Origin of the sequence: Archangium lipolyticum (assembly GCF_024623785.1) — a bacterium.
Taxonomy (GTDB): Bacteria; Myxococcota; Myxococcia; order Myxococcales; family Myxococcaceae; genus Archangium; species Archangium lipolyticum.
The window spans coordinates 440,505-463,765 of the sequence record NZ_JANKBZ010000004.1 but is presented as its reverse complement, the minus strand read 5'-3'; the positions used below and the strand labels follow the sequence as shown (position 1 = coordinate 463,765).

Below are 23,261 nucleotides of genomic sequence, written 5' to 3'. Positions count from 1 at the left end.
CTTGCCGGCGGCGCCAGCCGGTCGCTAGCGTCCTGTCGGGCGATGTCATCCCCTCCCGCCGCCCTCTCTTCCCGGCTGGTCCTTCAGGCACTGAACATCGCGGCCGAGCACGGTGTGCCCGTCGAGGCGCTCTGCCGCGAGGTGGGCCTGCGCCCGGCCGAGCTGGACGACCCCGAGCTGCGCATTCCCTACACCGTGCTGGACACGCTCCTGGAGCGGTCGGTGGAGATGACGGGGGACGACAACCTGGGGCTGCACATGGCGCGGATGAGCCATGTGGATCCGGACGATGCCGCCTCACTCGTCATCCTCACGAGCGCGACCCTGAAGGAGGCCATGGTGCGCGGGTGCCGCTACCAGCGCGTCTGGGGTGACGGGGAGCGCTTCAAGGTGGAGGAGACGGAGCGTGGGGTGCGCATGCGCTTCACCCCGGTGGGGGCCTGGCGTCCGGCCCACCGGCACATGGCGGAGATCGCCATGGTCCAGCTCGCCGTGGGGATGCGCTTCTTCACCGGAGCGGACGTGCGCCCGCTCCAGGTGCGCTTCGTCCACCCCGCGCCCGCGGACATCCGGGAGCACGAGACGGTCTTCGCCTGTCCGCTCGTCTTCGGAGCCCCACACAACGACATCGAGTTCTCCCACGAGGACGCCGCGAGGCCCTTCGTGCACGCGGATGCGCTGTTGAGCTCGATGTTCGAGCAGCAGGCGCAACGCGCGTTGGCGAAGCTGCCGGTGAGCGCGAGCCTCACGGAGCGGGTGCGGCAGCACGTGAGGAAGACGCTGGCGGGAGGGGACTTCTCGTTCGAGGCGGTGGCGAGGGCGCTGCACATGCCGCAGCGCACGTTGCAGCGGAAGCTGGCGGAGGAGGGACAGAGCTATGCGGGCATCCTGGAGGGGGTGAGACGCGAGCTGTCGGAGGACTATCTGAGGCGCCGGATGTCCATCGCGGAGGTCTCCTTCCTGCTGGGCTACGGGGAGCCGGCGACGTTCCATCGGGCCTTCAAGCGGTGGTGGGGGATGAGCCCCGAGTCCTTCCGGAGGACCCACACACCCTCTCCCTCCGGGAGAGGGCCGGGGTGAGGGTACCCGTCACCGTCTTGACTTCGTGTCCCACCAACACTACGCGGGGACGAGAACGACACGAAAGGAAGCCCCCGTGAGCTACACCTACGATTACCCGCGTCCCGCGTTGACGGTGGACTGCGTGGTGTTCGGCCTGGATGAAGAGGACCTGAAGGTGCTGCTCATCCGGCGAGGGCTGGAGCCCTTCCAGGGCAGGTGGGCCCTACCGGGAGGCTTCGTGCGGATGGAGGAGTCGCTCGAGGACGCGGCGCGGCGCGAGCTTCAGGAGGAGGCGGGGGTGCGTCCCAGCCTGGTGGAGCAGCTCTACACCTTCGGCTCGCCGGACAGGGACCCGCGAGGCCGGGTGGTCAGCGTGGCCTACTTCGCGCTGGTGAAGCTATCGGACCACCGGGTGCACGCGGCCACGGATGCGAAGGAGGCCGCATGGTTCTCGGTCTATGACGTGCCGAAGCTGGCCTTCGATCACGCGGACATCCTGGGCACGGCGCTGCAGCGGCTGAAGGGGAAGGTCCGCTACCAGCCCATCGGCTTCGAGCTGTTGCCCCCCAAGTTCACCCTCACGCAGCTCCAGCGCATGTACGAGAAGATCCTCGAGCGCGAGCTCGACAAGAGGAACTTCCGCAAGAAGATCCTCTCGATGGACCTGCTCGAGGAGCTGGACGAGGTGGAGCAGGACGTCTCCCACCGCGCCGCCCGGCTCTACCGGTTCGACCACAAGAAGTACAAGCAGCTGGAGAAGGCAGGCTTCAACTTCGAGCTGTAGGCCTCCGGACACGGCCAGCGGGCGGGGCAGCGGTCTGGCTTGACTTGGTGTTTTAAGGACACTAACTATGTGTCCTGTAGACACGAAGTCATGCCGGGCCACCCGGAGAGGAGAGCCATGTCCTCGCTGCCCTTCGAGCTCGCCGCCGCCACCGTCCTGGGCCGGGAGCACGCCCGAGCGGGACGCAACAACCAGGATGCCCTCTGGGCGAGGGCCAGCGAGCACGGCCTGGCCGCCGTGGTCGCGGACGGGTGCGGCAGCGGAGCGCAGAGCGAGCTGGGGGCGCAGCTCGGCGCCCGGCGCGTCGTGGAGGGGGCGCTCTCGCTGTTGGGGCAGGTGCCCGTCGACTCGCCCGAGTTCCTCCAGCGCCTGGGCGCGGACGTGCTCTGCTTCCTGCAGGCCATCTCCGGGCAGCTCGGCGAGCGGGCCATCGGAGAGGCCCTCCTCTTCACCATCGTCGGCGCGGTCGTCACCCCGGAGCACACGCTCGTCTTCTCCGCGGGCGATGGGCTCTGGGCCCTCAATGGCGACGTGCACAGGCTCGGGCCCTTCCCTGGCAACGCGCCGCCGTACCTCGCCTATGGACTGCTCAAGCCGGGTGTCGTCGCCCTGAAGGCGAATGCCCTCCGGCCCACCGCCGAGGTGGACTCGCTGCTGCTCGGCACGGATGGGGTGTCGGACCTGGTGGGCCTCGCCGGGGCCCAGGTGCCCGAGCGCGAGGAGCCCGTGGGCCCGCTCTCCCAGTTCTGGAGCGAGGACCGGTACTTCTCCAACCCGGATGCGCTGCGCCGCCGGCTCGCGCTCCTCAACCGCGAGTCCGTCCGCGCCGACTTCCCGGCCCGCCGCCTCGTGCGAGTGCCCGGGCTGCTCACCGACGACACCACCCTCGTCGTCCTGCGCCGCCGGCAGGGGAGGGCTTGAGGCCATGGACGTCTATCTCGAAGGGAAGAAGCTGCGGTTGGATCCCACGAAGGCGCTCGGCAAGGGCGGCGAGGCGGACGTCTTCGACCTCGGGGACGGGCGCGTCCTCAAGCTCTTCAAACCGCCCGAGCACCCCGACTACGGCAACCTCCCCGACGAGCAGGCCGCCGCCCGCGCCCGCATTGCCGAGCACCAGCGGAAGCTGCCCGCCTTTCCCCGGCCCCTGCCCGGGCGCATCGTCTCGCCCGAGACGCTCGCCACGGACAAGAAGGGGAAGACGGTGCTCGGCTACGCCATGCGCAAGCTCGAGAACGCCGAGCTCCTGCGCCGCTTCGGTGAGCCGGCCTTCCGCCGCGCCGGAGTGCCGTCCTCCCGTGTCGCCGAGCTCTTCCGCGGCCTGCACCGCACGCTCTCCTCGCTCCACGGGAGCGGCGTGGTGGTGGGGGACTTCAATGACCTGAACATCCTCGTCACCGGCAACGACGCCTGGCTCATCGACGCGGACAGCTTCCAGTTCGGTCCCTACCTCGCCACCGTCTTCACCGAGAAGTTCCTCGACCCGCTGCGCCTGGGCGGTGCGACGAGTGGTCTCATGCCGTCTCGCCCGGCCTCCACGGACAGTGACTGGTATGCCTTCACCGTCGCGTTGATGCAGAGCCTCCTGTTCGTGGGGCCCTATGGCGGCATCCACCGCCCCAAGCCTCCCGCGCCCAAGGCCACGCCCACCGCGCGTCTCCTCCAGCGCCTCACCGTCTTCCACCCGGACGTCCAGTACCCCAAGCCCGCCACGCCCTATGGTGTCCTCCCGGATGACCTGCTGCACTGTCTCCACCGGGTGTTCGTCGAGGACGCTCGTGGGCCGTTTCCGCTCCCGCTGCTGGACTCGTTGCGCTTCACCGTCTGTGCCTCGTGTGGCGTGGAGCATGCGCGGGCCTCGTGTCCCACGTGCCGCCCCAGCGCGACGGCGGCCACCACTCCCGTCACCACCGTGCGCGGCCAGGTGGTGGCCACGCGGCTCTTCACCACCGAGGGCGTCATCCTCCACGCCTGCGTCGAGGATGGCGCGTTGCGCTGGCTCTTCCACGCGGAGGGGGCGTACCGGCGCGAGGATGGCGTGGCCGTGCTTCAGGGCTCGATGGACCCCTCGCTGCACTGGGGGCTCCAGGGCGGCGCCACGCTGGTGGGGAAGGGCGGGGAGCTCGCCGTGCTCGCCTCGGGCCAGAGACCCGAGCGCCTCGGCGTGGACGCCCCGGACCAGCGCCCCGCCTTCGCGGCGAACGCCCACCACCGCTACTGGGCCCATGCCGGTGCGTTGTGGCGGGATGGGAGCTTCGGACCCGAGCGCCTCGGCGAGGTGCTCGCAGGGCAGACGCGCCTCTTCGTGGGGCCTCGCTTCGGGCTCGGCTTCCACCGCGCGGGCTCGTTGCGCGGTGCCTTCGTCTTCGATGCCGATCGCCCGGGTCTCAAGGATGGCCTGGTCCTGCCGTGGCCCTCGGGAAGGCTGGTGGACGCGGAGGCCGTCTTCGATGGAGGCAACTGCTGGCTCTTCCTCGCGGAGGAGACAGGGGGCCGCACGGTGCACCACTGTGTCGTGGTGGGGGCGGATGGCTCCGTGAAGGCCAGTGCGAGGACGGACGCGGGCGATGGCTCGTGGCTGGGCTCGCTGCGAGGCAAGTGCGCCGCCGGGGAGGCCCTCTTCGCCGCGACGGACGCGGGACTCGTCCGCGTGGAGCTGCGTCAGGGCCAGCTCGAGGTCGTCCGCGAGTTCCCCGACACCGAGCCCTTCGTCGACGCCGACAGCCGCCTCTTCCTCACGCGCCACGGGCTCACCGTCGTCCGCCGCCAGGACGTCACCGCCCTGCGCATGTCCTGACACCCCGTCGTACCTGGGGGCTCCCCCCAAGCAGTCCACTCTGATTTGACATGGTGTTGTTTTGACACTATGTTGGTGTTGTAGAAACACGAAGGGTGGTGCGGCGAGCGGTGCTCTCCGCCCCCCACCCGCAACCACGGAGGGTTGCATCATGAAGGCCACGTCGAAGCTGAAGGAGCTGCCTCTCCCGTCGTTCTACAAGCCCGCCCATGCCGCCTCTTACGGCTACGGCCCCAACGCCCTGAACCTCCAGGCCGAGGCCAATACCTGGCGCGGCGCCCACGGCCTCTCCGCCGCCGCCACCGACTCCTTCAACCTCCACCTCCTCCTCATCGACGTCCAGAAGGACTTCTGCTTCCCCGAGGGCTCCCTCTACGTCGCCGGCCGCTCCGGCCGCGGCGCCATCGACGACAGCCGCCGCATCGCCGAGTTCGTCTACAAGAACCTCGGCGCACTGACGAACATCACCACCACCCTCGATACGCACTTCGCCTACCAGATCTTCTTCCCCTCCTTCTGGGTCGACCAGAACGACCAGCCCCTCACCCCCTACCGCGAAATCACCCGCGAGCAGATCGAACGCGGCCAGGTGCGCCCCAACCCCGCCGTCGCCAAATGGCTCTGCGGCGGCAACTACCCCTGGCTCCTCAAGCAGGTGAAGTTCTACTGCGAGGAGCTGGAGCGCGCCGGTAAGTACACCCTCTACCTCTGGCCTCCTCACTGCCTCCTCGGCAGCGACGGGCATGCCATCGCTGGTGTCGTCCAGGAGGCCCGCCTGTTCCACTCGTTCGCCCGCGGCGCCCAGTCCTGGGCCGAGGTCAAGGGCGGTAATCCGCTCACCGAGAACTACTCCGTGCTCCGCCCCGAGGTGCTCACCCGCCACGACGGGCAGCCGCTCGCTCAGCGCAATACCCAGTTCATCAAGACGCTCCTCACCGCCGATGCCGTCGTCATCGCCGGCCAGGCCGCCAGCCACTGCGTCAAGAGCTCCATCGATGACCTGCTCGGGGAGATCCTCGCCCAGGATGCCGCCCTCGCTCGCAAGGTGTATCTGCTCACCGATTGCATGTCCGCTGTCACCATCCCCGATGGCAAGGGCGGGTTCGTCGCTGACTTCACTCCCCAGGCCGATGCCGCTCTCAAGCGCTTCGCCGATGCCGGCATGCACCTCGTGAAGTCCACGGATCCTCTCGCTTCGTGGCCGGATCTGCGGATCTCCTAGCCGGTACACCGTCCCTCTATACCCTCACCCTAGCCCTCTCCCAGAGGGAGAGGGGACTTACACGGAGGCTCAGATGAGCTCCTCGTCCAGCAATGGTTCCGGCAGTGTCAATGTCTCCTCCCTCTTCGATGCCGCTCACGCCGAGGGCGTCCTCAGCCCCCAGGCCCTTCAGGCTTTGACCGTCGTCGACCTCGGTGCCCAGATACAGGCCGGGCTCGGCATCAGCGTCGATGACGTCCAGGCCAGCGAGGTCGTCCTCGTCACCGTCATGCCCGATGACTCCGGCTCCATCCAGCACTCCGGTCACTCCCGCACCGTCTGCGATGGGCACAACCTTGTCCTCGATGCCCTCCTCTCCTCCCAGCAGAAGGACGGCATCCTCTTCCACACCCGTTATCTCAATGGCTTCGTCCTCAATCCCTTCCGCCCCCTCGAGGACGTCGTCCGCATGCACTCCAAGAACTACGACCCCGACAAGGGCACTCCCCTCTATGACCAGGCCGTCGTCCTCCTCGGCACCGTCCTCGCCAAGTCCCAGGAGTTCACCCGCAACGGCGTCTCCACTCGCACCGTCACCCTCCTCATCACCGATGGTGCCGACTGCCACTCCCAGAGCGCTCGCCCCCGTGATGTCGCCTCGCTCGTGAATGATCTGCGCCGCTCCGAGAACCACATCGTCGCCGCCATGGGCATCGACGACGGCAGCACCGACTTCCGCAAGGTCTTCCGCGAGATGGGTATCGAGGACAAGTGGATCCTGACTCCCGGTCAGAGCGCCCAGGACATTCGCAAGGCCTTCCAGGTCTTCAGTCAATCGGCCGTCCGCGTCAGTCAGGGTGCCGCCAGCTTCAGCCGCACCGCCCTCGGCGGGTTCGGCGCCTGACCCCTTCCGTGGAGTGGCGTTTCCGGTGGTACCCTGCGGGCCCCCCAACGGCCTCCCAGGCCCTTTTCACCGACGGAACGCATCATGCTCCACTCGAAGAAACGACCCGTCTCCCTGGCCAGCGCTCTCCTGGCGCTGGCCTTCTCCGCTGGCTGTGAGCCCACCGAGCCGGACCCCACTCCGACTCCCAATCCGAAGGATCCCTCCTTCACCCTCCAGGTCCTCCACGCCTCGGACATGGAGTCCGGTCTCCCCGCCACCGACGTCGCCCCCCGCTTCTCCGCCGTCCTGCGCGCGCTCGAGGAGCAGTACCCCACCCAGACCCTCAAGCTCGCCAACGGCGACCTCTGGCTCCCCGGTGTCTTCTTCAACTCCGGTGGCGACAAGGCCATGGAGCGCATCCCCGCCATCGGCAAGGCGAGCTCCGGCCGCGCCGACATGGCCATGCTCAACGAGATGGGCTTCCACGCCGCCTCGTTCGGCAACCACGAGTTCGACAGCGGCCCCCGGGAGATCCGCAACATCCTCCTCAGTGACGGAACCTGGTCCGGCACGAAGTTCCCCTACCTCTCCTCCAATCTCGACTTCAGCGCCAACAGCGACCTCAAGGCGCAGGTCGTTGATCCGGGCAAGGTCCTCGATGCCAACAACCCGGGCAACAGCATGTTCAACAAGATCTCCGCCAGCGTCGTCTTCGACGTGAATGGTCAGAAGATCGGCGTGGTCGGCGCCACCACGCCCCAGCTCCCGCGCATCTCCTCGCCGGGCTCCGTCGTCTCCTCGCCCGCCGACCCCGTCGACTATGACGGGCTCGCCGCCATCATCCAGAAGCACGTCGATCAGCTGCGCAACACCGGCATCGACAAGATCATCCTCATGGCGCACATGCAGCAGCACTTCATCGAGGTGGACGAGCTGCCCAAGCGTCTCGACGGTGTGGACATCATCATCTCCGGTGGCAACCACGCCGTCTGGACCGATGAGGATGACGTGCTCTTCTCCGGCGACACCCACTCCGAGGACTCCCTGCCGTACCCGCAGTGGAAGGCTTCCAAGTCCGGCCAGCCCCTCGCCGTGCTCAACGTGGCCTCCAACTGGCGCTACGTGGGCCGCTTCATCGCCAACTTCGACGAGTCCGGCGTGCTCATGCGCGAGCTGCATGACACCTCCAGGAACGGTGCCTACGCCGCCGACGAGGCGGGCGTCGCGCGTCTGGAGGCCTCCTCCAAGGTGGACCCCGAGGTGAAGACCATCGCCGACGCGGTCAAGGGCGTGGTGCTCGCCAAGGACGGCACCATCTACGGCAAGACCCAGGTGTACCTCAACGGCCTGCGCACTTCCGTCCGCACCGAGGAGACCAACCTCGGCAACATCACCTCCGATGCCAACCTCTGGTACGCCCAGAAGACTGATCCCTCCACCGTCATCTCCTTCAAGAACGGTGGCGGCATCCGTGATTCCATCGGCACCGTGGGCACCGGCGCCAACCCCACCTACGGCCCTCCCGCCGCCAACCCCGCCGCCAACAAGAAGGCGGGAGAAATCAGCCAGCTCGACATCGAGAACAGCCTGCGCTTCAACAACGAGCTGGCGCTCGTCACCGTCACCGCCGCGCAGCTCAAGGAGGTGCTCGAGCACGGTGTCTCGGGCGTGCGTCCCGGTGACACCCCGGGCGCGTTCCCCCAGGTGAGCGGCATCCGCTTCGAGTACGACTCCAGCAAGCAGGCCCAAGTCGTCAGCACTGGGGACCTCTCCGTCACGAAGCCCGGTGAGCGCATCCGCAAGGCCGTCATCGTGAACGCCAGCGGCGAAGTGGTGGACACCCTGGTGGAGAATGGCGCCCTCGCCGGTGACCCCGACCGCACCTTCCGCGTGGTGGTCCTCGCCTTCCTGACCACGGGCGGCGACGTCTATCCCTTCTCCCACTACAAGGTGCTGAACGAGGAGCGCTTCAACGCCGTCACCCTCCCGGGCACCGAGCAGAAGGCGTTCGCCGACTACCTCACCGCCATGTACCCCGCCTCCGGTCCGGGCTACGCCGAGGCCGATACCGCCAAGGCCTCCGACGCGCGCATCAAGCCCGTGGGCCCGTAACACGAGCAGCCGCGGGAGGGGTTGCCCGGCTGCCCTCCAGCCGGGCTCCACGGAGCGGCGTCTTCCGGACACATCTTCCTGTTGGGGAAGGTACGGCGCGGAGGTCCGCGCCCTCGACTCCGGGAGGACTCGCGTGGACCCTCGCTGCCCCCACCGCGCTCCGCACAGCCTGTGCTCCTTCCGTCCGGAGGCGCGATGAGCCTCAAGCGGGTCATGACCACCGCCGTGATCGTCCTGGGGGCGCTCTCGCTGGCGGGTGCCGCCTCGCTCGTCCTCCTGACGAGCTACCTCCACCGCACCACCGAGAGCCTCGGCAGTTCCGTGGAAGGCGTCCGGCTCGCCGAGGCGCTCCAGGTCGACCTGCTCAACCTCGTCCGCTTGTCCAGCCCCGCGCGAAGCCTGCCCTCCGATACGGACCGCTCGCGCCTCGAGACGGAGGCCGCCATCCGCGTCCACCTCGCCGAGGCCCGGCTCCAGGCCCAGTCGGAGCAGGAGCGGGCGCTGCTCGCCGAGGCCGAGCAGGCCATCTCCCTCTACCTGTACAAGCGTGAAGGGGCGCGCGGCCTGTCGAGTGACGAGGAGCTGGCCCAGGTGTTGGGTCCTCCCCTGGAGGACGCGCTCGAGGCGCTGACGCGGCTCGTGGACTTCAACGTGAACGAGGCCCACGCCGCCCGGGCCCGGGCCGACCAGTGGGACCAGCTCGCCAACATCGCTGGGGTGGGCGCGGCCGCGTTCCTGGTGCTCGGTGGGGCGGCGCTGCTGCTGTGGTTTCGCCGCTCCGTCTTCCGCCCCCTGCTCGACATCAGCCTCGCCATGCGCCGCTTTGGTGGCGGGCGCAAGCGCACCCGCGCTCCCGAGGCGGGCCCCACCGAGTTGCGGGAGATCGCCCGTACCTTCAACGACATGGCCAACTCATTGGGGCGCCAGCAGGAGGAGCAGCTCACCTTCCTCGCCGGCGTGGCGCACGACCTGCGCAACCCCCTCTCCGCGCTGAAGATGTCCGCTGCCCTCGTCACCTCCGACCGCCCCCTCCCCGAGGATCGTCTGCGCAAGACGATGGCGCTCGTGCGCCGCCAGGTGGCCCGGTTGGATCGCATGGTGGGCGACCTGCTCGACGCCACCCGCATCGAGGCCGGCCGCTTCGAGCTGAGCCTGGAGGACCGGGACGCGCGCGAGCTGGCCCGCGAGGTGGTGGAGCTGTACTTGGCCGGCGGCTCCTCGCACGACTTGCGGCTGGTGCTGCCCGAGGAGCCCGTCCTCCTGCGTGCCGACGCCACGCGCGTGGAGCAGGTCCTGCACAACCTGGTCAGCAACGCGTTGAAGTACTCCCCGATGGGCAGCCGCGTGGATGTGCTCGTCGAGCGCTCGGGCGACGAGGCCGTGCTGTCCGTGGTGGACCGGGGCATCGGCATCTCCCAGGAGGAGCTGCGCAACCTCTTCGCGCCCTTCCGCCGCACGGGGCGCGCCCGGGAGACGGCTCCGGGCGTGGGCCTCGGTCTGTCCGTGGCCCGGCGCATCGTCGAGGCCCATAGGGGACGCATCGAGGTGGAGAGCCGCACCGGCGTGGGCTCCACCTTCCGCGTGCGGCTTCCCCTGGCTCCCGTCACCGCGCACCCGCCCGAGGAGGCCAGGCCCGAGGACTCCGCCTCGAGCCCGGCCGGCACCGTGCACTGACTACCCCTCCACGTTCGTGAGGTGCGCGGGCTCGGAGGCGTTTTGGTGCCGGATGTCGCGCAGCAGGTGGGTGCCCGCGGGCGTGCCGTCCGTCACCCAGGGCTCCATTCCGTGGACGCCATCATCGGTCCAGAACAGCACCTGGTCCCCGGCGCGCGTGATGCCGAACGGTTCCTGGATGCGCTGTCCCTGGGCGGTCAGCAGGGGCGTGGTCCCCGCCGTGGTCCCATCGCTCACCCAGAGGGAGGCCGACGCGGGATGGTTCTCCCAGACGCGGAAGAACAGCTGGTCACCCCGTCTCGCGGCCGTGGGCGCGGGCTGCATCTGCGTGTACTGGGCGGTCATCTGCCTGAAGAGGAAGGTGGTGCCTTCGGAGGTGCCATCGCTCTGGTAGATGCCTCCGGCCGCCGCGAGGATGAGCGTGTCACCCGCGGCCATGAGGTCGGGAGGCGAGTGGGCCTCGGGGACGAGTGTCACCAGCCGGGTGCCGGCCCCGGTGCCGTCGCTCGTCCAGAGCTGGGTCGGGGTGTTGAAGTCCTGGGTGGTGAAGTAGAGGGCTCCGCCCACGACGATGGGCCCCCGGGTCAGCGTCATGCCTTGCACGGGGTATCCGAGCGGATGCGTTCCCGCGGACGTGCCGTCGCTCGTCCAGAGGGGTTGCCCGTCCAGGGCTGGATTGAAGAACACCCGCGAGCCCAGGGCGACGAGGGTGGGCCTGTACATCCAGCCCAGGGAGTCGGGCCCGAGCGAGCCGAGCCCCACCGTTCCTCCGGGAGTGCCGTCGCTCTTCCACAGCTCGAGGGTGCCCGTGGTGCGCTTCCCCACGAAGAACAGCGTCCCGTTCGCGCAGGCGGGGCGCACTCCTTCGTAGGGGCTCCAGTCGGGCCCCGCCGCGGTGGTCAGCGAGACGGTGCCCCCGGGCGTGCCGTTGCTCCGCCAGATGCCCGGCTTCTCCCCGGGGCCCTCGTTCGTGAAGAACAGCAGGTCTCCGCAAGGGACGAGCAGAGCGGGATGGTCGTAATTGAATTCCCGCGTGGGGACCTCGAGCGGGACGGTGCCCTCGGTGGTGCCGTCGCTCTTCCAGAGGCGGATGCCGCTGCCATCATAGTCCACTCTCGTCAGGTACACGGTGTCGCTCGACGCGGCGAGCTCGAGGATGTCGTTGGGGTTCGGCCCGGGGCCCATGTCACGCACGAGCCGGGTGCCCTCGTGGGTTCCATCCGTCCGCCACAGCTCGGTGCCCGTGCTCTCCTCGTGGGCCACGAAGTAGACCGTCGAGCCGAGAGTGACCGGTTCGGGGTCCTGGGGTTTCCGGGAGTCCCGCTCGTCGTAGCTGGAATCGCCCGTCGAGGCGGAGGAGTGCTCTCCCGTGTTGGGCTCCTGCTCCGGTGGTGCGCCGGAGCAGCCGAGGGCGAGTGCGAGGAATAGCGAGGACAGCGGGCGGAAGTTGCGGGTGGGTTTGTCTGTCATGCGCGCGGCCTTGTGCAATGACCGTGCTCGCCTGCCTGCCTCATGGCGCCACTCTGATGTCTCTTCGCTCACGGGCACCGGACTGCCGTTCTTCGTCCAGCGGGGTGCCGTTCTTTGTCAGAACACGCGGCGCAAGAGTTTGGAGAGCTCCAGCGCCGTTACCGGAATGAGACCCAGTGCGAACGTCAGGCCCAGCTCCCACAGGTGGAGCGCCTCCAGCCCGAACAGGTTTCTCGCCGCCGGTAGCTCGTAGATCGCCAGCTGCAGCCCCAGCGAGAAGAGCACGATGCCCACCAGCAGCCGGTTCGTCAGCGGCCCCACCTCCCAGAAGAGACGCGTGGCGCTCCGCGCCGCGAAGGCCCTCAGCAGCTCCGCGAACACCAGCGTCGAGAACGCCAGCGCCCTCGCCCTCTCCACGTGTTGCTCGGGGTCCGCCCAGATGAAGACCCCCAGCACCACCACCGCCTCCAGCGCCCCCACCAGCAGGATGTGCTTCCACTGCTGCCGGCCCAGCATCGGCTCCTCCGGGCGCCTCGGCGGACGCGACAGCAGCTCCGCTCGCGCCGGATCCATCACCAGCGCCAGCGCCGGCAGGCTGTCCGTCACCAGGTTGATCCACAAGAGCTGCAGCGGCTGCAGCGGCAGCGGCAGGCCCACCAGCGAGGCCGCCAGCATCACAGTCAGCTCGCCCACGTTGCCCACCAGCAGGTACACCAGCGTCTTGCGGATGTTCTCGTAGATGGCCCGGCCCTCGCGGATGGCCGTGACGATGGTGGCGAAGTTGTCGTCCGTGAGCACCAGGTCCGCCGCCTCCCGCGTCACCTCCGTCCCCGTCCGGCCCATGGCGATGCCGATGTGCGCCTCTCGCAGCGCCGGCGCGTCGTTCACCCCATCCCCCGTCATCGCCACCACCTCGCCCCGCTCCTTCCACCTCCGCACGATGCGCAGCTTGTCCTCCGCCGTCACCCGCGCGTGGATGAGCTCCGCCGCGTCCTCCCCCGGCCTCACGATTCCCAGCTCGCGGCCGATCGCCAGCGCCGTCTCCTGGCTGTCGCCCGTGATCATCACCGTGCGCACCCCCGCCGCCCGCGCCGCCGCCACGGCCTCCACCGCCTCCGGTCTCGGCGGGTCCGCCATTCCCACCAGCCCGAGCAGCTCCAGCCCTTCCTCCTCCTCCCCCTGTCCCCGCGCCACCGCCAGCACGCGCAGGCCCCGCCCCGCGAGCTTCCGTGTCGCCTCGACCGCGCCCTCCGTGCCCGCACGGCACCGGGGCAGCAGCACCTCCAGCGCGCCCTTCACGTACAGCACGCCGTCCGCGCGCAGCACCGACATCCGCTTCGTCTCCGAGTCGAACGGCCGCACCTTCACCCGCGGCCGCTCGCGCTCCAGCTCCTCGCGGCGGATTCCCTTCGTCAGCGCCGCGCGCAGCAGCGCCAGCTCCGTCGGGTCTCCCGTTCCCTCCTTCCCGTCCGGTCCCAGCGAGGCGTCACAGCACGCCGCCGAGGTGAAGAGCACCGCCCGCTCGTCCGGGCCCCACACCTCGCGCACCTCCATGGTGCCCGTGGTGAGCGTCCCCGTCTTGTCCGTGCACACCACCGTCGCCGAGCCCAGCGTCTCCACCGCCTGCAGCCGCCGCACCAGCGCGTGTCTCGCCGCCATCCGCTGCACGCCCAGCGCCAGGGCGATCGTCACCACCGCCGGCAGGCCCTCGGGCACCGCCGCCACCGCCAGCGAGATGGACGAGAGCAGCACCCCCATCCACCCCTCCCCGTGCCACAGGCCCAGCGCCGCCACCAGCACCACCACCACCCCGCACGCCATCAGCAGCGTGCGCGTCACCTGCTCCAGCCGCTTCTGCAGCGGCGTCTCCGTCTCCCCCGTCGAGGCCAGCAGGTGGGCGATCTTCCCCAGCTCCGTGCGCATGCCGGTGGCCACCACCTCGGCCAGGCCCGTGCCGCGCGTCACCGCCGTGCCCAGGAACACCCTGTCCGTGCGCTGCGCCAGTGGCGCGTCCTCCGCCACCGGGCGCGCGGCCTTGTCCACCGGCGCGCTCTCGCCCGTCAGCGCCGCCTCGTTGGTGGCCAGCGCGTGCGCTTCGTACAGGCGCGCGTCCGCCGCCACGATGTCCCCGGCCTCCAGCAGCAGCACGTCCCCGGGGACCACCTCCGCCGCGGCCAGCTGCACCGCGTAGCCGTCCCGCATCACCCGCGCCCGTGGCGCCGTCATCGAGCGCAGCGCCAGCAGCGCCCGCTCCGCCCGGGACTCCTGCGCGAAGCCGATGAGCGCGTTGATGACCACGATGGCGCCAATGGCGATGGCGTCCGCGTGCTCCCCCAGCAACGCCGACACCGCGCACGCGCCCAGCAGCAGGGCGATCATCGGCGAGCGGAACTGCTCCAGCAGCACCCCCCACGCCGAGCGCGTCTCCCCTCGCTGGATTTCATTGCGCCCGTGCTCCGCCAGCCGCCGCGCGGCCTCGGCCCCGCTCAGCCCCGTGCGCTCCTCCCGGACGACGCTGGCGGCGGGGGCGCTCATTCCGTGCGTACCCGGTTGGCCGACTCGGGCACCACCATCAGCGGCTTGGGGCACTGCCGCAGCAGCGTGTCCGCCACGCTCCCCAGCAGCGTGCGCGCCAGCGTCCCGCGCGCCCTCGTCCCCACGATGACCATGTCCACGTCCTCCGCCTCGGCCGCCTTCGAGATGGCCTCCGCCGGCTCGCCGTGCAGCACCACCTGATCCGTGGCCGGTCCGCTCCGGCCATTGCCCGGGTGGACCTCCGCCAGCAGCCCGTTCGCGTAGTCCTCGCAGGCCCGCTCGAAGGCGGCGAAGTCGGCCGTCTCGCCCTCGGCCACCGAGGTGGGCAGCACATGCACCAGCGTCACGCGTGCGCCCACGCGCCCGGCCAGCTCCAGTCCCACGCGCGCCGCCTCGCGTGCCACCGGGGTGCCATCCACCGCCACGAGTATCCTCCGCATCTCGATTCCTCCTGCGACGCTCATCGCACCACCACCACGGGTCTGCTGCTCCGATGCACCACCTGGGTGGCCACGCTGCCGAGCAGCAGTCGCGCCATCGCTCCCTGGCCCCGGCTCCCCATCACCACCATCTCGATGTCGGGCGCCTCCGCCCGCTCGTGGATGACGCTCGCCGCGTCCCCCATTCCCAGCACCGTCTCCACCGGCACTCCGTACGAGCGGGCCTTGTCCCCCAGGGCCGCCAGCAACCGGGCGCCCTCGGCCTGGAGGGTGTGACTCAGCTCGGAGGCCGCCAGCGGGCCTCCGTCGTCCGGTGGCAGCACCACCGGGGGCATGGCATGCAGCAGGACGATGCCCACCCCCAGCTTCGCGGCCAGGGATGCCCCGAATCCCAGGGCCCGCAGGGACGCTGGAGAGCCATCGACGGCGATGAGGATGCGAGCCATACCTCTCTCCCTTCCATCTCCCGTGCCAGCCTGCTTCACGAGGCACGGACGGGTTCGAGAGGGGGCCGGCCCGCAAGGGCTGCGCACGAAAGGCGCAAGCGTTGCGTGCCGAGGGGATGTCTCCCCGCCCTCCTCTCCTGCCTCTCTCCTGAGCTGCACACCCCATGCCGGAGCTGCCCGCTGGGTCCGCGCGAAGAGCCAGGAGCCTGTATCCAGACGAACGCCCGCGCTCCGGGATGAGGCGGGAGCGTGGAGGCTCCGTTTCCTTCCCTCTTCTCCCTCGAGAGGGTAGGGAGCTTCCCTACCCGCCAGGGGCGTCACCCTCGCGCGGTATACACTGCGCGGCAATTCCCCCTTCGGACAGGCCCCATGCAGCAGAAGCCGATTTCCGACATCTCCACCGCCGTCACGCCCAGACGCACCCGGTCACAGGCTCCACGCCCGGTGCCGGTCCTCACCGTCATTTCCCACCCCATGCCCCAGCGCATTGGCGAGCGGCTGGTGATGGAGGCGGTGAGTGACGGCAAGCCGGTGGCCCTGTCCCGCAACGCTCCGGACTTCTCGCACCCGGGCAGCTCCGCCCTGGGCATGCCGCTGGCGGACACGTTCCTCAGCCGCAAGCCGGTGCTCTTCGAGCCCGGCCCCAACGGGGGCATGGTGCTGCGGGTGGAGGAGGGGGGGACCCAGGTGCGTGTGGCGGGCGAGCCCTTCGTGGGAGCCCGGGAGCTCGGGCCCGAGGAGCTGGCCCTGGGCGTGCCGCTGGTGCTCGCCGAGCGCGTCGCGCTGCTGCTGCACGTGGAGCCCTCCAACGCGGAGCCCTCGCGTGATGGGCTGGGCATGGCGGGCCGGGGCCTGGGCATCCGCCGGGTGCGCGAGGACATCTCCCGCGTGGCGGACCTGAACGTGCCGGTGCTCATCCGGGGCGAGACGGGGACGGGCAAGGAGCTGGTGGCCCAGGCCATCCACCAGAGCAGCAACCGCCGCAACGGGCCCTTCCTCAGCGTCAACCTGGGCGCGCTCCCCCGGGAGCTGGCCGCCGCGGAGCTCTTCGGCGCGCAGCGGGGCGCCTACACGGGCTCCACCAAGGACCGGGAGGGCTTCTTCCGCGCCGCGCACGGCGGCACCCTCTTCCTGGACGAGGTGGGCGAGGCGCCGCCCGAGGTGCAGGTGGCGCTGCTGCGCGTGCTGGAGACGGGCGAGGTGTACCCGGTGGGTGGGCACTCACCGGTGTCGGTGGACGTGCGGCTCATCACCGCCACGGACGCGGACCTGGAGGATCGCATCCGCCGGGAGCTCTTCCGCGCGCCGCTGCTGCACCGGCTGGCCGGCTTCGAAATCCAGGTGCCGCCGCTGCGCGAGCGCCGCGAGGACATCGGCCTGCTCTTCCTCCACTTCGCCCGCCAGGAGTTGGAGGCCACGGGCGAGGCCTGGCGTCTGACGCCCGAGGTCTCTCCCGCCGATCCCTGGCTGCCCGCGCTCCTGGCCGAGCGGCTGATGCGCTTCAAGTGGCCCGGCAACGTCCGGCAGCTGCGCAACCTCACCCGGCAGCTCATCATCGGCAGCCGGGGCCTGGAGACCCTGCGGGTGTCCTCGCGCATCGAGCAGGAGCTGGACTCCGCCGTCATTCCCACCCCCGTGCGCACCGTGTCCGCTCCGTCTCCCGTGGTGGTCAACCTCGAGGAGAAGGGGGCGGCCCGGCGCAAGCCCTCGGAGGTGGGCGAGGAGGAGATGCTGGACGCCCTGCGCGCCTGCTCCTGGGACATCAAGGCCACCGCCGAGCGGCTGGGCATCACCCGCTCCTCGCTCTACGAGCTCATCGACAGGAGCTCCCGCATCCGCACCGCGGGGGACTTGAGCCCCGAGGAGGTCACCAGCTGCTTCCACGAGTGCCAGGGCGACCTGGACGCGATGGTGCGGCGGCTCGAGGTCTCCAAGCGCGCGCTCCAGCGCCGCCTGCGCGAGCTGGGCCTGGAGTCCTCGCGGGAGCGGTGACACGTCAATGACGTGTCGGTGACGTGTCGGCTCGCGCGCTGACGTGTCAGCCGACACGGTGGTGGCTCGCGGACCGGGGCATGTTCCCTCTGGGAGCGGGAGATTCGGGCTCCGCGCCTCATGACGGTATCCCCCTTGCACAGGGCCGTGAGCCTCGACCCCAACCAAGGAAAAGGATTCATGATTCACGAAGGAACGCGCCGGATGCGGTGGCTCTCCACTGCCGGGGCCCTGCTGTCGCTGGTGGCCTGTGGGCCCGAGGAGGAGGAGCCTGCCCCGCAGCCCGCGGCCTGCACCATGGCGGACTACGACGCCGGCGTCGACGATGCGGCCGAGCACACCTCGGAGGACGTCGTCGACAACCTCTGGGCCATCACCCCGTCCAACACGCGCCTGTCGTGGAACGCGGACAAGACGGCGGTGCGCATGGTGGCCTGGACCACGTTCACGGGCTACAAGCAGGGCGAGAACACGCTGGCGCGTGAAATCTGGGTCACCGCCGTGCCGCAGCTCCAGGAGCTGTGCCGGACGCTGCCCGATGACGCGGCCCGCATCGTGCGCATCAACCAGTTCCTCGGCCTCCCCCCGGCCAACGAGTCCGACAACGGGCGGGTGTTCGTCGAGATGTGGGTGAAGCCGGGCGACATGTTCCGGCCTTGCGCGGACCCGGAGATCGACGACAGCACGTGCGGCATTCAGTTCCCGGACAACGTGACGGCCGAGCACAAGAGCTGGTTCATCAACAACTACGCCTCCAGCTACGGCTTCTGGCAGGCCACGCGCTACCCGTGGACGGGGCTTGGCTACACCTACGACTGGTGCAGCCGTGACACGAAGCACGTGGGCGCCAGCGAGTTCGTCATCCACCCGGGCTCCGTCGTCGACGTGACCGCCATCATCGACCGCGGCACCTACTGCGCGCAGTAGGTCCGCGATTCTTCACCCTTCCCAGCAGGGCGGGCTCATTTCTCATGTCCCAGACCGTCACCATCATCCTCAGCATCGACCCCAACGACACCACTCAGGCCAGCGCCCGCTACAGCCCCGGCAATCAGGTGGAGCCGTATGACTCCGTGGTGTTCACGGTGCAGGGCAGCTCGCAGGTCTTCACCGTGACCTTCCCGGAGGGCTCTCCCTTTGACTCCGGTGTCTCCTCCCTCTCGGTGGGGGGAACGACGCTCGCCGCGCAGTCGTCGCCCCCGGAGAAGGTGGCGAGGGTGCCCCTCGCGCGCTACCGCTTCGTGGCTGTTCCCGAGAAGAGCTCCACCTCGGGCAACAGCGTGCTCGAAACGCCCGGCACCGTCGCGGGCGACCTGGAGGTGGTGCCGGAGTCGGGGGGCAACGACCCGGGCAGGTCGGTGGTGGTCATGCCGTTCCCCCAGCCGCCGCCGGAACCGGTTCTCGGCGAGCCCGTCCTCGGCGAGCCCGTCGTCGTGGAAGTGCTGCCGGAGCTGAGTGGCGACGACAAGAAGTGATGCCCGCGGTTGTTCCGTGATTCTCCACCCGTCTCACGAAAGGATTCATTCCCATGCCCATCGTCACCGTCACCCTTCACATCGACCCCAACAACTCCGCGAACAACAAAGCCACCTACAGCCCCAGCAAGCGAGTGACGTACGCGGACTCCGTGGTGTTCACGGTGCAGGGCAGCACGGCGGTCTTCACCGTGAACTTCCCGGATGGCTCGCCCTTCGTGTCCGCCCTCAACAACATCCAGGTGGGGGGAGCGACGCTCGCCGCCCAGTCCACGTCCCCGGAGCCGGTGGCGGAGGTGGCCTTCCAGGACTACCGCTTCACGGCGATCCCCAACGCCTCGGGCTCCGCCCATGCGGCCCACACGGGTGAGTACGACACGCCGGGAACCGTCGCGGGCGACCTGGAGGTGGTGCCGGAGTCGGGCGGCGAGGACGACAAGAAACCCGGCGGCCATCGCCGCTAGCGGCCCGCGCTCCTACCGGGAATCGGCCAGCGGCTTCCGCAGCGAGGTGCGCCGGTCCTCCCAGACCGGCGCCAGGTGGGGGTTGCGGGCCAGCGCCGCATCGAAGTCCTCCAGCGCCCGGCTCCGCAGCGCCTGCTGCTCCCGGGCCTCGGAAGTGTCCTCGGCGAGTTCCGCGAGCAGGCTCGCCCGCAGCACCCGGGCCTTGGGACAGCCGGGCCTGGCGGTGAGCGCGGCCTCGGCCAGCTCGAGGCCGCGCTTCAGCGGCGGGACCGGGTCCCCCCCGGCCCGCCGCCGCCAGTGGGCCCACTCTCCCAGGTGGTGACCGAGGGCGAGACGGAGCTCCGGCCGCTCCGGCTCCTGCTCGAGGGCCTTCTGGAGAGCCTGGGCCGCCTCCTCGAAGTGCTCCTCCCGCGCCTGCCCCTGCCGCGCCAGCCACCGGGCCCGCACGCCGCGCACCTCTCCGAGATGGCGCCAGGCGTCCGGGTGCTGGGCGTTGAGCTCCAGGGCGTGGCGCAGTGCCTCCTCGCCCTGCTTCAGCGCGGGCTCCGGATCCGCCCCGTGCTCCAGCGCCCAGGTGGCCTGGTAGCCGTACACCTTGCCCAGGTTCGCCCAGGGCTGGGCGTGGTTCTTCACCTGCTGGAGCGCCTGCTGGTAGGCCTCCGCGGCCGCGCGGATGGCCGGGCCCGGCTCCTCCCGCCGCGCGCTCAGGAAGGTGGCCCGGAAGGCCTCCACCTCGCCCAGGTTGTTGAAGGCGAACCACTGCTTCGGCGCGAGCGTCCGGGCCTGCTCGAAGGCCGCCCGGGCCTCGTCGAGCCCGGGGAAGGGGTCTCCTCCCTCCTCCCAGGTGAGCTGGGCGCGCCACAGCAGGGCTCCGCCCAGACCATTGTGCAGCTGGGGCACCTTGGCGTTGATGGCCAGGCCCTTGCGGTACAGCTCGATGGCCCGCTCCAACTCCGGCCGTGTCTCCCCGCCGCGGTTGTAGTGCCGGTGGGCCAGCTGTTCGTGGACCTGCGCCCCGTAGAAGCAGGGCACGTAGTTGCCGGGGCTGATGGAGAGCGCCCGCTCGAGCGCGTCCCGGGCCCGCTCCAGATCTCCTTGCGGATCGGCCGCCTTCGGGTGCGAGGAGCGCTTGAAGTACGCGCTCCCGAGATTGACCCACGCCTCCGACAGGCGCCCCTCGTCCACGGAGGCGGCGGCCTGGAAGGCCTCGATGGCCTGGCCCCGGTGCGCCAGGGAGTCCAGGCCCAGCTGATCCTCGTAGTCGGCCCACACCTTGAAGATGAGGCCCTCGTCGGTGAGGAAGGCGTAGCCGCGCTCCTCCTGGGGGATGCGCGAGAAGGCCTCGAGGGCCTGCTGGAGCTGCTCGCGCGGATCCTGCCCCCGCGCCTGGCGGTTGCGTGCGAGCTGCCACAGGACCTCGCCCAGCTCCAGGTGGGCGAGCATCCGGTCCGGGTAGAGCTCCAGGAGCGAGCGGGCGGAGGTGAGGGCCTTCTGGAGCAGCTCGCTGGCGTCCTCGCCCCTGCCGGTGCGGTACTCGGCGAGGCGGCGGTGGAAGCGGGACTCGCGCAGCCGGGACAGGAAGTAGTCCGGATCCGCGGTGAGGGCGCGCGACACGGCCTCCAGGCCGCGGGTGTAGTGCTCCATCACCTCGCCCTTGCCGTACAGCCCCATGAGGAGCTGGGCGTACTCCAGCCGCGCCTGGGAGTGGTACACGGCCGGGGAGCTCGCGGCGATGGAGGCGGCGGTGGCATACGACTGACGGGCGGCCTCGAAGTCGGCCCGCGCCCCGTCCAGGTCGCCGCTGTTCCACCGCTGACCGGCCCGGACGACGAGGATGTCGCCGCGCAGCAGGGGCACCTCGTGGAGCCAGGGAGCCACGCCACGAGCGGCCTCCAGGCGGGAGAGCGCCTCGTCATGGTGGCCCTCATAGAAGGCGAGGAGCGCGGCCACGTAGGCGGGAGGCGCGGGGACCTCGGGGCCCTCGCTGCGCCGCAGGTACTCGAGGGCCGGGTCCCGGTAGCGGCGCTGAAGCTCCCGGAGGCGGGCCTCGCGCTGCTCGGGGTTGCGCAGGCGCGCCACTTCCAGGAGCGGCTCCGCGTAGAGCTCTCCCAACACCTGCGTCAGCGCCCAGGCCACCCGGGGCTCGCGGTAGCCGAGCGCCCAGGCCGTCTCGAGCCGCTTGCGTGCTTCTTCCTTGTCCCCGAGGGCGAACAGGACGCGGCCCAGGGCGTAGTTGCCGGGCCCCCCGGCCTGTCCGCCGGCCTGGTTCACCTCGGCCTCCAGCGCGGCCATGCGCTCGCGCAGCAGCTTCTTGTCCGCCCGCGTGTCGTGCAGCGGCAGCATGGAGACGTAGCGCGCCATGGCCTCGATGCGCTCCACGGACTCGGTGTAGCGGCGGGAGAGGCGCTCGCGCTCGGCCACCTCGTGGCGGGCACGGATGACCTGTCCCAGCGCGAGCGTCACCACCACCAGCGTGAGCGTGCCGAGGGACACGAGGACGCGGTGCTTGCGCACCTTCTTGCGCAGCCGGTAGGCGAGGCCCGCGGGACGCGCGCGCACCGGCTCTCCGGCGAGGAAGCGCTCCAGGTCCTCGGCCAGGGCGCGCGCCGAGTCGTAGCGGGCCGAGCGCTCCTTCTCCAGACACTTGAGGACGATGGCCTCCAGGTCCGCGGGGATGTCCTTGTCCAGGGTACGAAGGGGACGGGGCTCCTCGGTCTGGATGCGGGTGAGGATCTCCAGGGCGTTGCTGGCGATGAAGGGCGGCTGGCCCGTCAGGATGGCATGGAGGGTGGCGCCCAGGGAGTAGACGTCGGCGCGGCGGTCCAGCTTGGCCACCTCGCCGCGGGCCTGCTCGGGGGCCATGTAGTGCGGGGTGCCCAGGACGGAGCCGGTGGCGGTGACCTCCTCGCGCCAGTCGCGCGCCAGGCCGAAGTCCATGACGTAGGGCTGGAGGCTGCCGTCCTCGGTGCGCTCCACGAGGATGTTGGAGGGCTTGAGGTCGCGGTGGATGAGGCCGGCGCGGTGGGCGGCGTGCACGCCCTCGGCGACGTGGCGGAGCACCAGCACCTTCTGCTCCAGGGTGAGCTCGCTGGCGAGCTGGCCCAGGGGTCGGCCGTCCACGTACCGCATGGCGATGTAGGCCTGGTCCTGGACCTTGCCGACCTCGTACACCTCGCACACGCGCTCATGGGTGACGCGGGCCTGGGAGCGGGCCTCGGAGAGGAAGCGCTGGGCGAGCTCGGGAGTGCCCTCGCGCATGAACTTGAGGGCCACGTTGCGGCGCAGCCGTGGGTCGTACGCGAGGAACACGCGCCCCATGCCGCCCTGGCCGAGCAGCCGCACGGGCTGGTAGCGCTCCCATCCGGGAACGGGGAACACCTCATCCTGGGAGGTGGCGGAGGGAGTAGGCGTGGGGGTGGGGCCGGTGCCCGGGGGCTTCTGGGTGGGAGGCTCGAGGGGAGGTGGGCCGCTCTGGGGGACCGGCTCGCGGGAGACCTCCAGACGGAGTGAGGCGAAAGTCTCCTCGGAGAGCCGACCGCGCTCCTTGAGCAGCTCCAGGGGGCTGCGCTCCAGCTCGAGGGCCTCCGAGCGGAGGGAGTCCGCCTCGTCCTTGGAGAGGATGCCCTCGACGACCGCGAGCCGCAGTTCCTCCTCGTACTCCACCGGTTCCGACCCTGTAGTCCGCACGGGGAGAACATACCGGTTGGACCGGGTGTGCCTCCAGCCATGGGGCCCCACCGTGTATGCCCCCTCTCCCTCTGGGAGAGGGCTGGGGTGAGGGTATAGGCCGTCTGAGTAAGGAGTCCCTCTGGGATGACGAACACTCGGATGCTCGCAAGGTGTCCGGGGGGGATGGCGTGGCTACCTTGAGATGGGCGAGGGGGATGACCGGACGGGTCATCCCCCGGTAGATAATGCTAGAGGTA

At 70.2% G+C, this 23,261-nt stretch carries 17 protein-coding genes; 12 read left to right on the top strand and 5 right to left on the bottom strand.

All coding sequences use genetic code 11. From position 1 onward, the window contains the following. Positions 1–42 precede the first annotated feature (42 nt). From NR810_RS12195 to NR810_RS12160, 8 genes are all read left to right on the top strand, one after another. The gene (locus NR810_RS12195) at positions 43–1,080 is read left to right on the top strand and encodes an AraC family transcriptional regulator (protein ID WP_257451655.1); all 1,038 of its coding nucleotides are present in this window, start codon (positions 43–45) and stop codon (positions 1,078–1,080) included. Between the two features lie 76 nt (positions 1,081–1,156). Then, the gene (locus tag NR810_RS12190; RefSeq protein WP_257451654.1) at positions 1,157–1,846 is read left to right on the top strand and encodes an NUDIX hydrolase; all 690 of its coding nucleotides are present in this window, start codon (positions 1,157–1,159) and stop codon (positions 1,844–1,846) included. Between the two features lie 117 nt (positions 1,847–1,963). After that, the gene (locus tag NR810_RS12185) at positions 1,964–2,767 is read left to right on the top strand and encodes a protein phosphatase 2C domain-containing protein (protein WP_257451652.1); all 804 of its coding nucleotides are present in this window, start codon (positions 1,964–1,966) and stop codon (positions 2,765–2,767) included. 4 nt (positions 2,768–2,771) lie between these two features. After that, entirely contained in the window at positions 2,772–4,640 is a 1,869-nt protein-coding gene (locus tag NR810_RS12180; RefSeq protein WP_257451649.1) for a hypothetical protein, read from the top strand. 151 nt (positions 4,641–4,791) lie between these two features. Further along, entirely contained in the window at positions 4,792–5,862 is a 1,071-nt protein-coding gene (locus NR810_RS12175; protein ID WP_257451648.1) for a cysteine hydrolase family protein, read from the top strand. 73 nt (positions 5,863–5,935) lie between these two features. Then, on the top strand, positions 5,936–6,745 hold the full coding sequence (locus NR810_RS12170; RefSeq protein WP_257451645.1) for a hypothetical protein: 810 nt from the start codon (positions 5,936–5,938) through the stop codon (positions 6,743–6,745). 84 nt (positions 6,746–6,829) lie between these two features. Further along, positions 6,830–8,839: a bifunctional metallophosphatase/5'-nucleotidase gene (locus NR810_RS12165; protein WP_257451644.1), complete on the top strand. Its 2,010-nt coding sequence runs from the start codon at positions 6,830–6,832 to the stop codon at positions 8,837–8,839. A gap of 195 nt (positions 8,840–9,034) precedes the next feature. Then, positions 9,035–10,513, top strand: a complete 1,479-nt coding sequence (locus NR810_RS12160; RefSeq protein WP_257451642.1) for a sensor histidine kinase — start codon at positions 9,035–9,037, stop codon at positions 10,511–10,513. Here the strand turns inward: NR810_RS12160 and NR810_RS12155 are convergent, their stop codons facing one another. The 4 genes from NR810_RS12155 to NR810_RS12140 all read right to left on the bottom strand — a co-directional run bounded on the left by NR810_RS12155 (position 10,514) and on the right by NR810_RS12140 (position 15,404). After that, positions 10,514–11,983: a hypothetical protein gene (locus NR810_RS12155; RefSeq protein WP_257451639.1), complete on the bottom strand. Its 1,470-nt coding sequence runs from the start codon at positions 11,981–11,983 to the stop codon at positions 10,514–10,516. A gap of 117 nt (positions 11,984–12,100) precedes the next feature. Further along, complete coding sequence (locus NR810_RS12150) at positions 12,101–14,518, bottom strand: cation-translocating P-type ATPase (protein WP_257451637.1); 2,418 nt, start codon at positions 14,516–14,518, stop codon at positions 12,101–12,103. Continuing rightward, positions 14,515–14,958, bottom strand: coding sequence for a universal stress protein (locus NR810_RS12145; RefSeq protein WP_257451634.1), 444 nt, complete (start codon positions 14,956–14,958; stop codon positions 14,515–14,517). Before NR810_RS12145 ends, NR810_RS12150 begins: the two co-directional genes overlap by 4 nt. A gap of 20 nt (positions 14,959–14,978) precedes the next feature. Then, positions 14,979–15,404, bottom strand: coding sequence for a universal stress protein (locus tag NR810_RS12140; protein ID WP_257451633.1), 426 nt, complete (start codon positions 15,402–15,404; stop codon positions 14,979–14,981). Positions 15,405–15,773: 369 nt separating this feature from the next. Here NR810_RS12140 and NR810_RS12135 point away from each other — a divergent pair, with 369 nt between their 5' ends. The 4 genes from NR810_RS12135 to NR810_RS12120 all read left to right on the top strand — a co-directional run bounded on the left by NR810_RS12135 (position 15,774) and on the right by NR810_RS12120 (position 19,335). Then, a complete protein-coding gene (locus NR810_RS12135; RefSeq protein ID WP_257451631.1) occupies positions 15,774–17,396 on the top strand; it encodes a sigma 54-interacting transcriptional regulator in 1,623 nt (540 codons plus the stop codon). 180 nt (positions 17,397–17,576) lie between these two features. Further along, complete coding sequence (locus NR810_RS12130; RefSeq protein ID WP_257451629.1) at positions 17,577–18,323, top strand: hypothetical protein; 747 nt, start codon at positions 17,577–17,579, stop codon at positions 18,321–18,323. A gap of 44 nt (positions 18,324–18,367) precedes the next feature. Beyond that, positions 18,368–18,871, top strand: a complete 504-nt coding sequence (locus tag NR810_RS12125; RefSeq protein WP_257451627.1) for a hypothetical protein — start codon at positions 18,368–18,370, stop codon at positions 18,869–18,871. Positions 18,872–18,924: 53 nt separating this feature from the next. After that, positions 18,925–19,335: a hypothetical protein gene (locus tag NR810_RS12120; protein ID WP_257451625.1), complete on the top strand. Its 411-nt coding sequence runs from the start codon at positions 18,925–18,927 to the stop codon at positions 19,333–19,335. A gap of 12 nt (positions 19,336–19,347) precedes the next feature. On the opposite strand, the gene NR810_RS12115 is transcribed toward NR810_RS12120, so the two are convergent. Then, positions 19,348–23,022, bottom strand: coding sequence for a serine/threonine-protein kinase (locus NR810_RS12115; RefSeq protein ID WP_257451623.1), 3,675 nt, complete (start codon positions 23,020–23,022; stop codon positions 19,348–19,350). Positions 23,023–23,261: the final 239 nt, after the last annotated feature.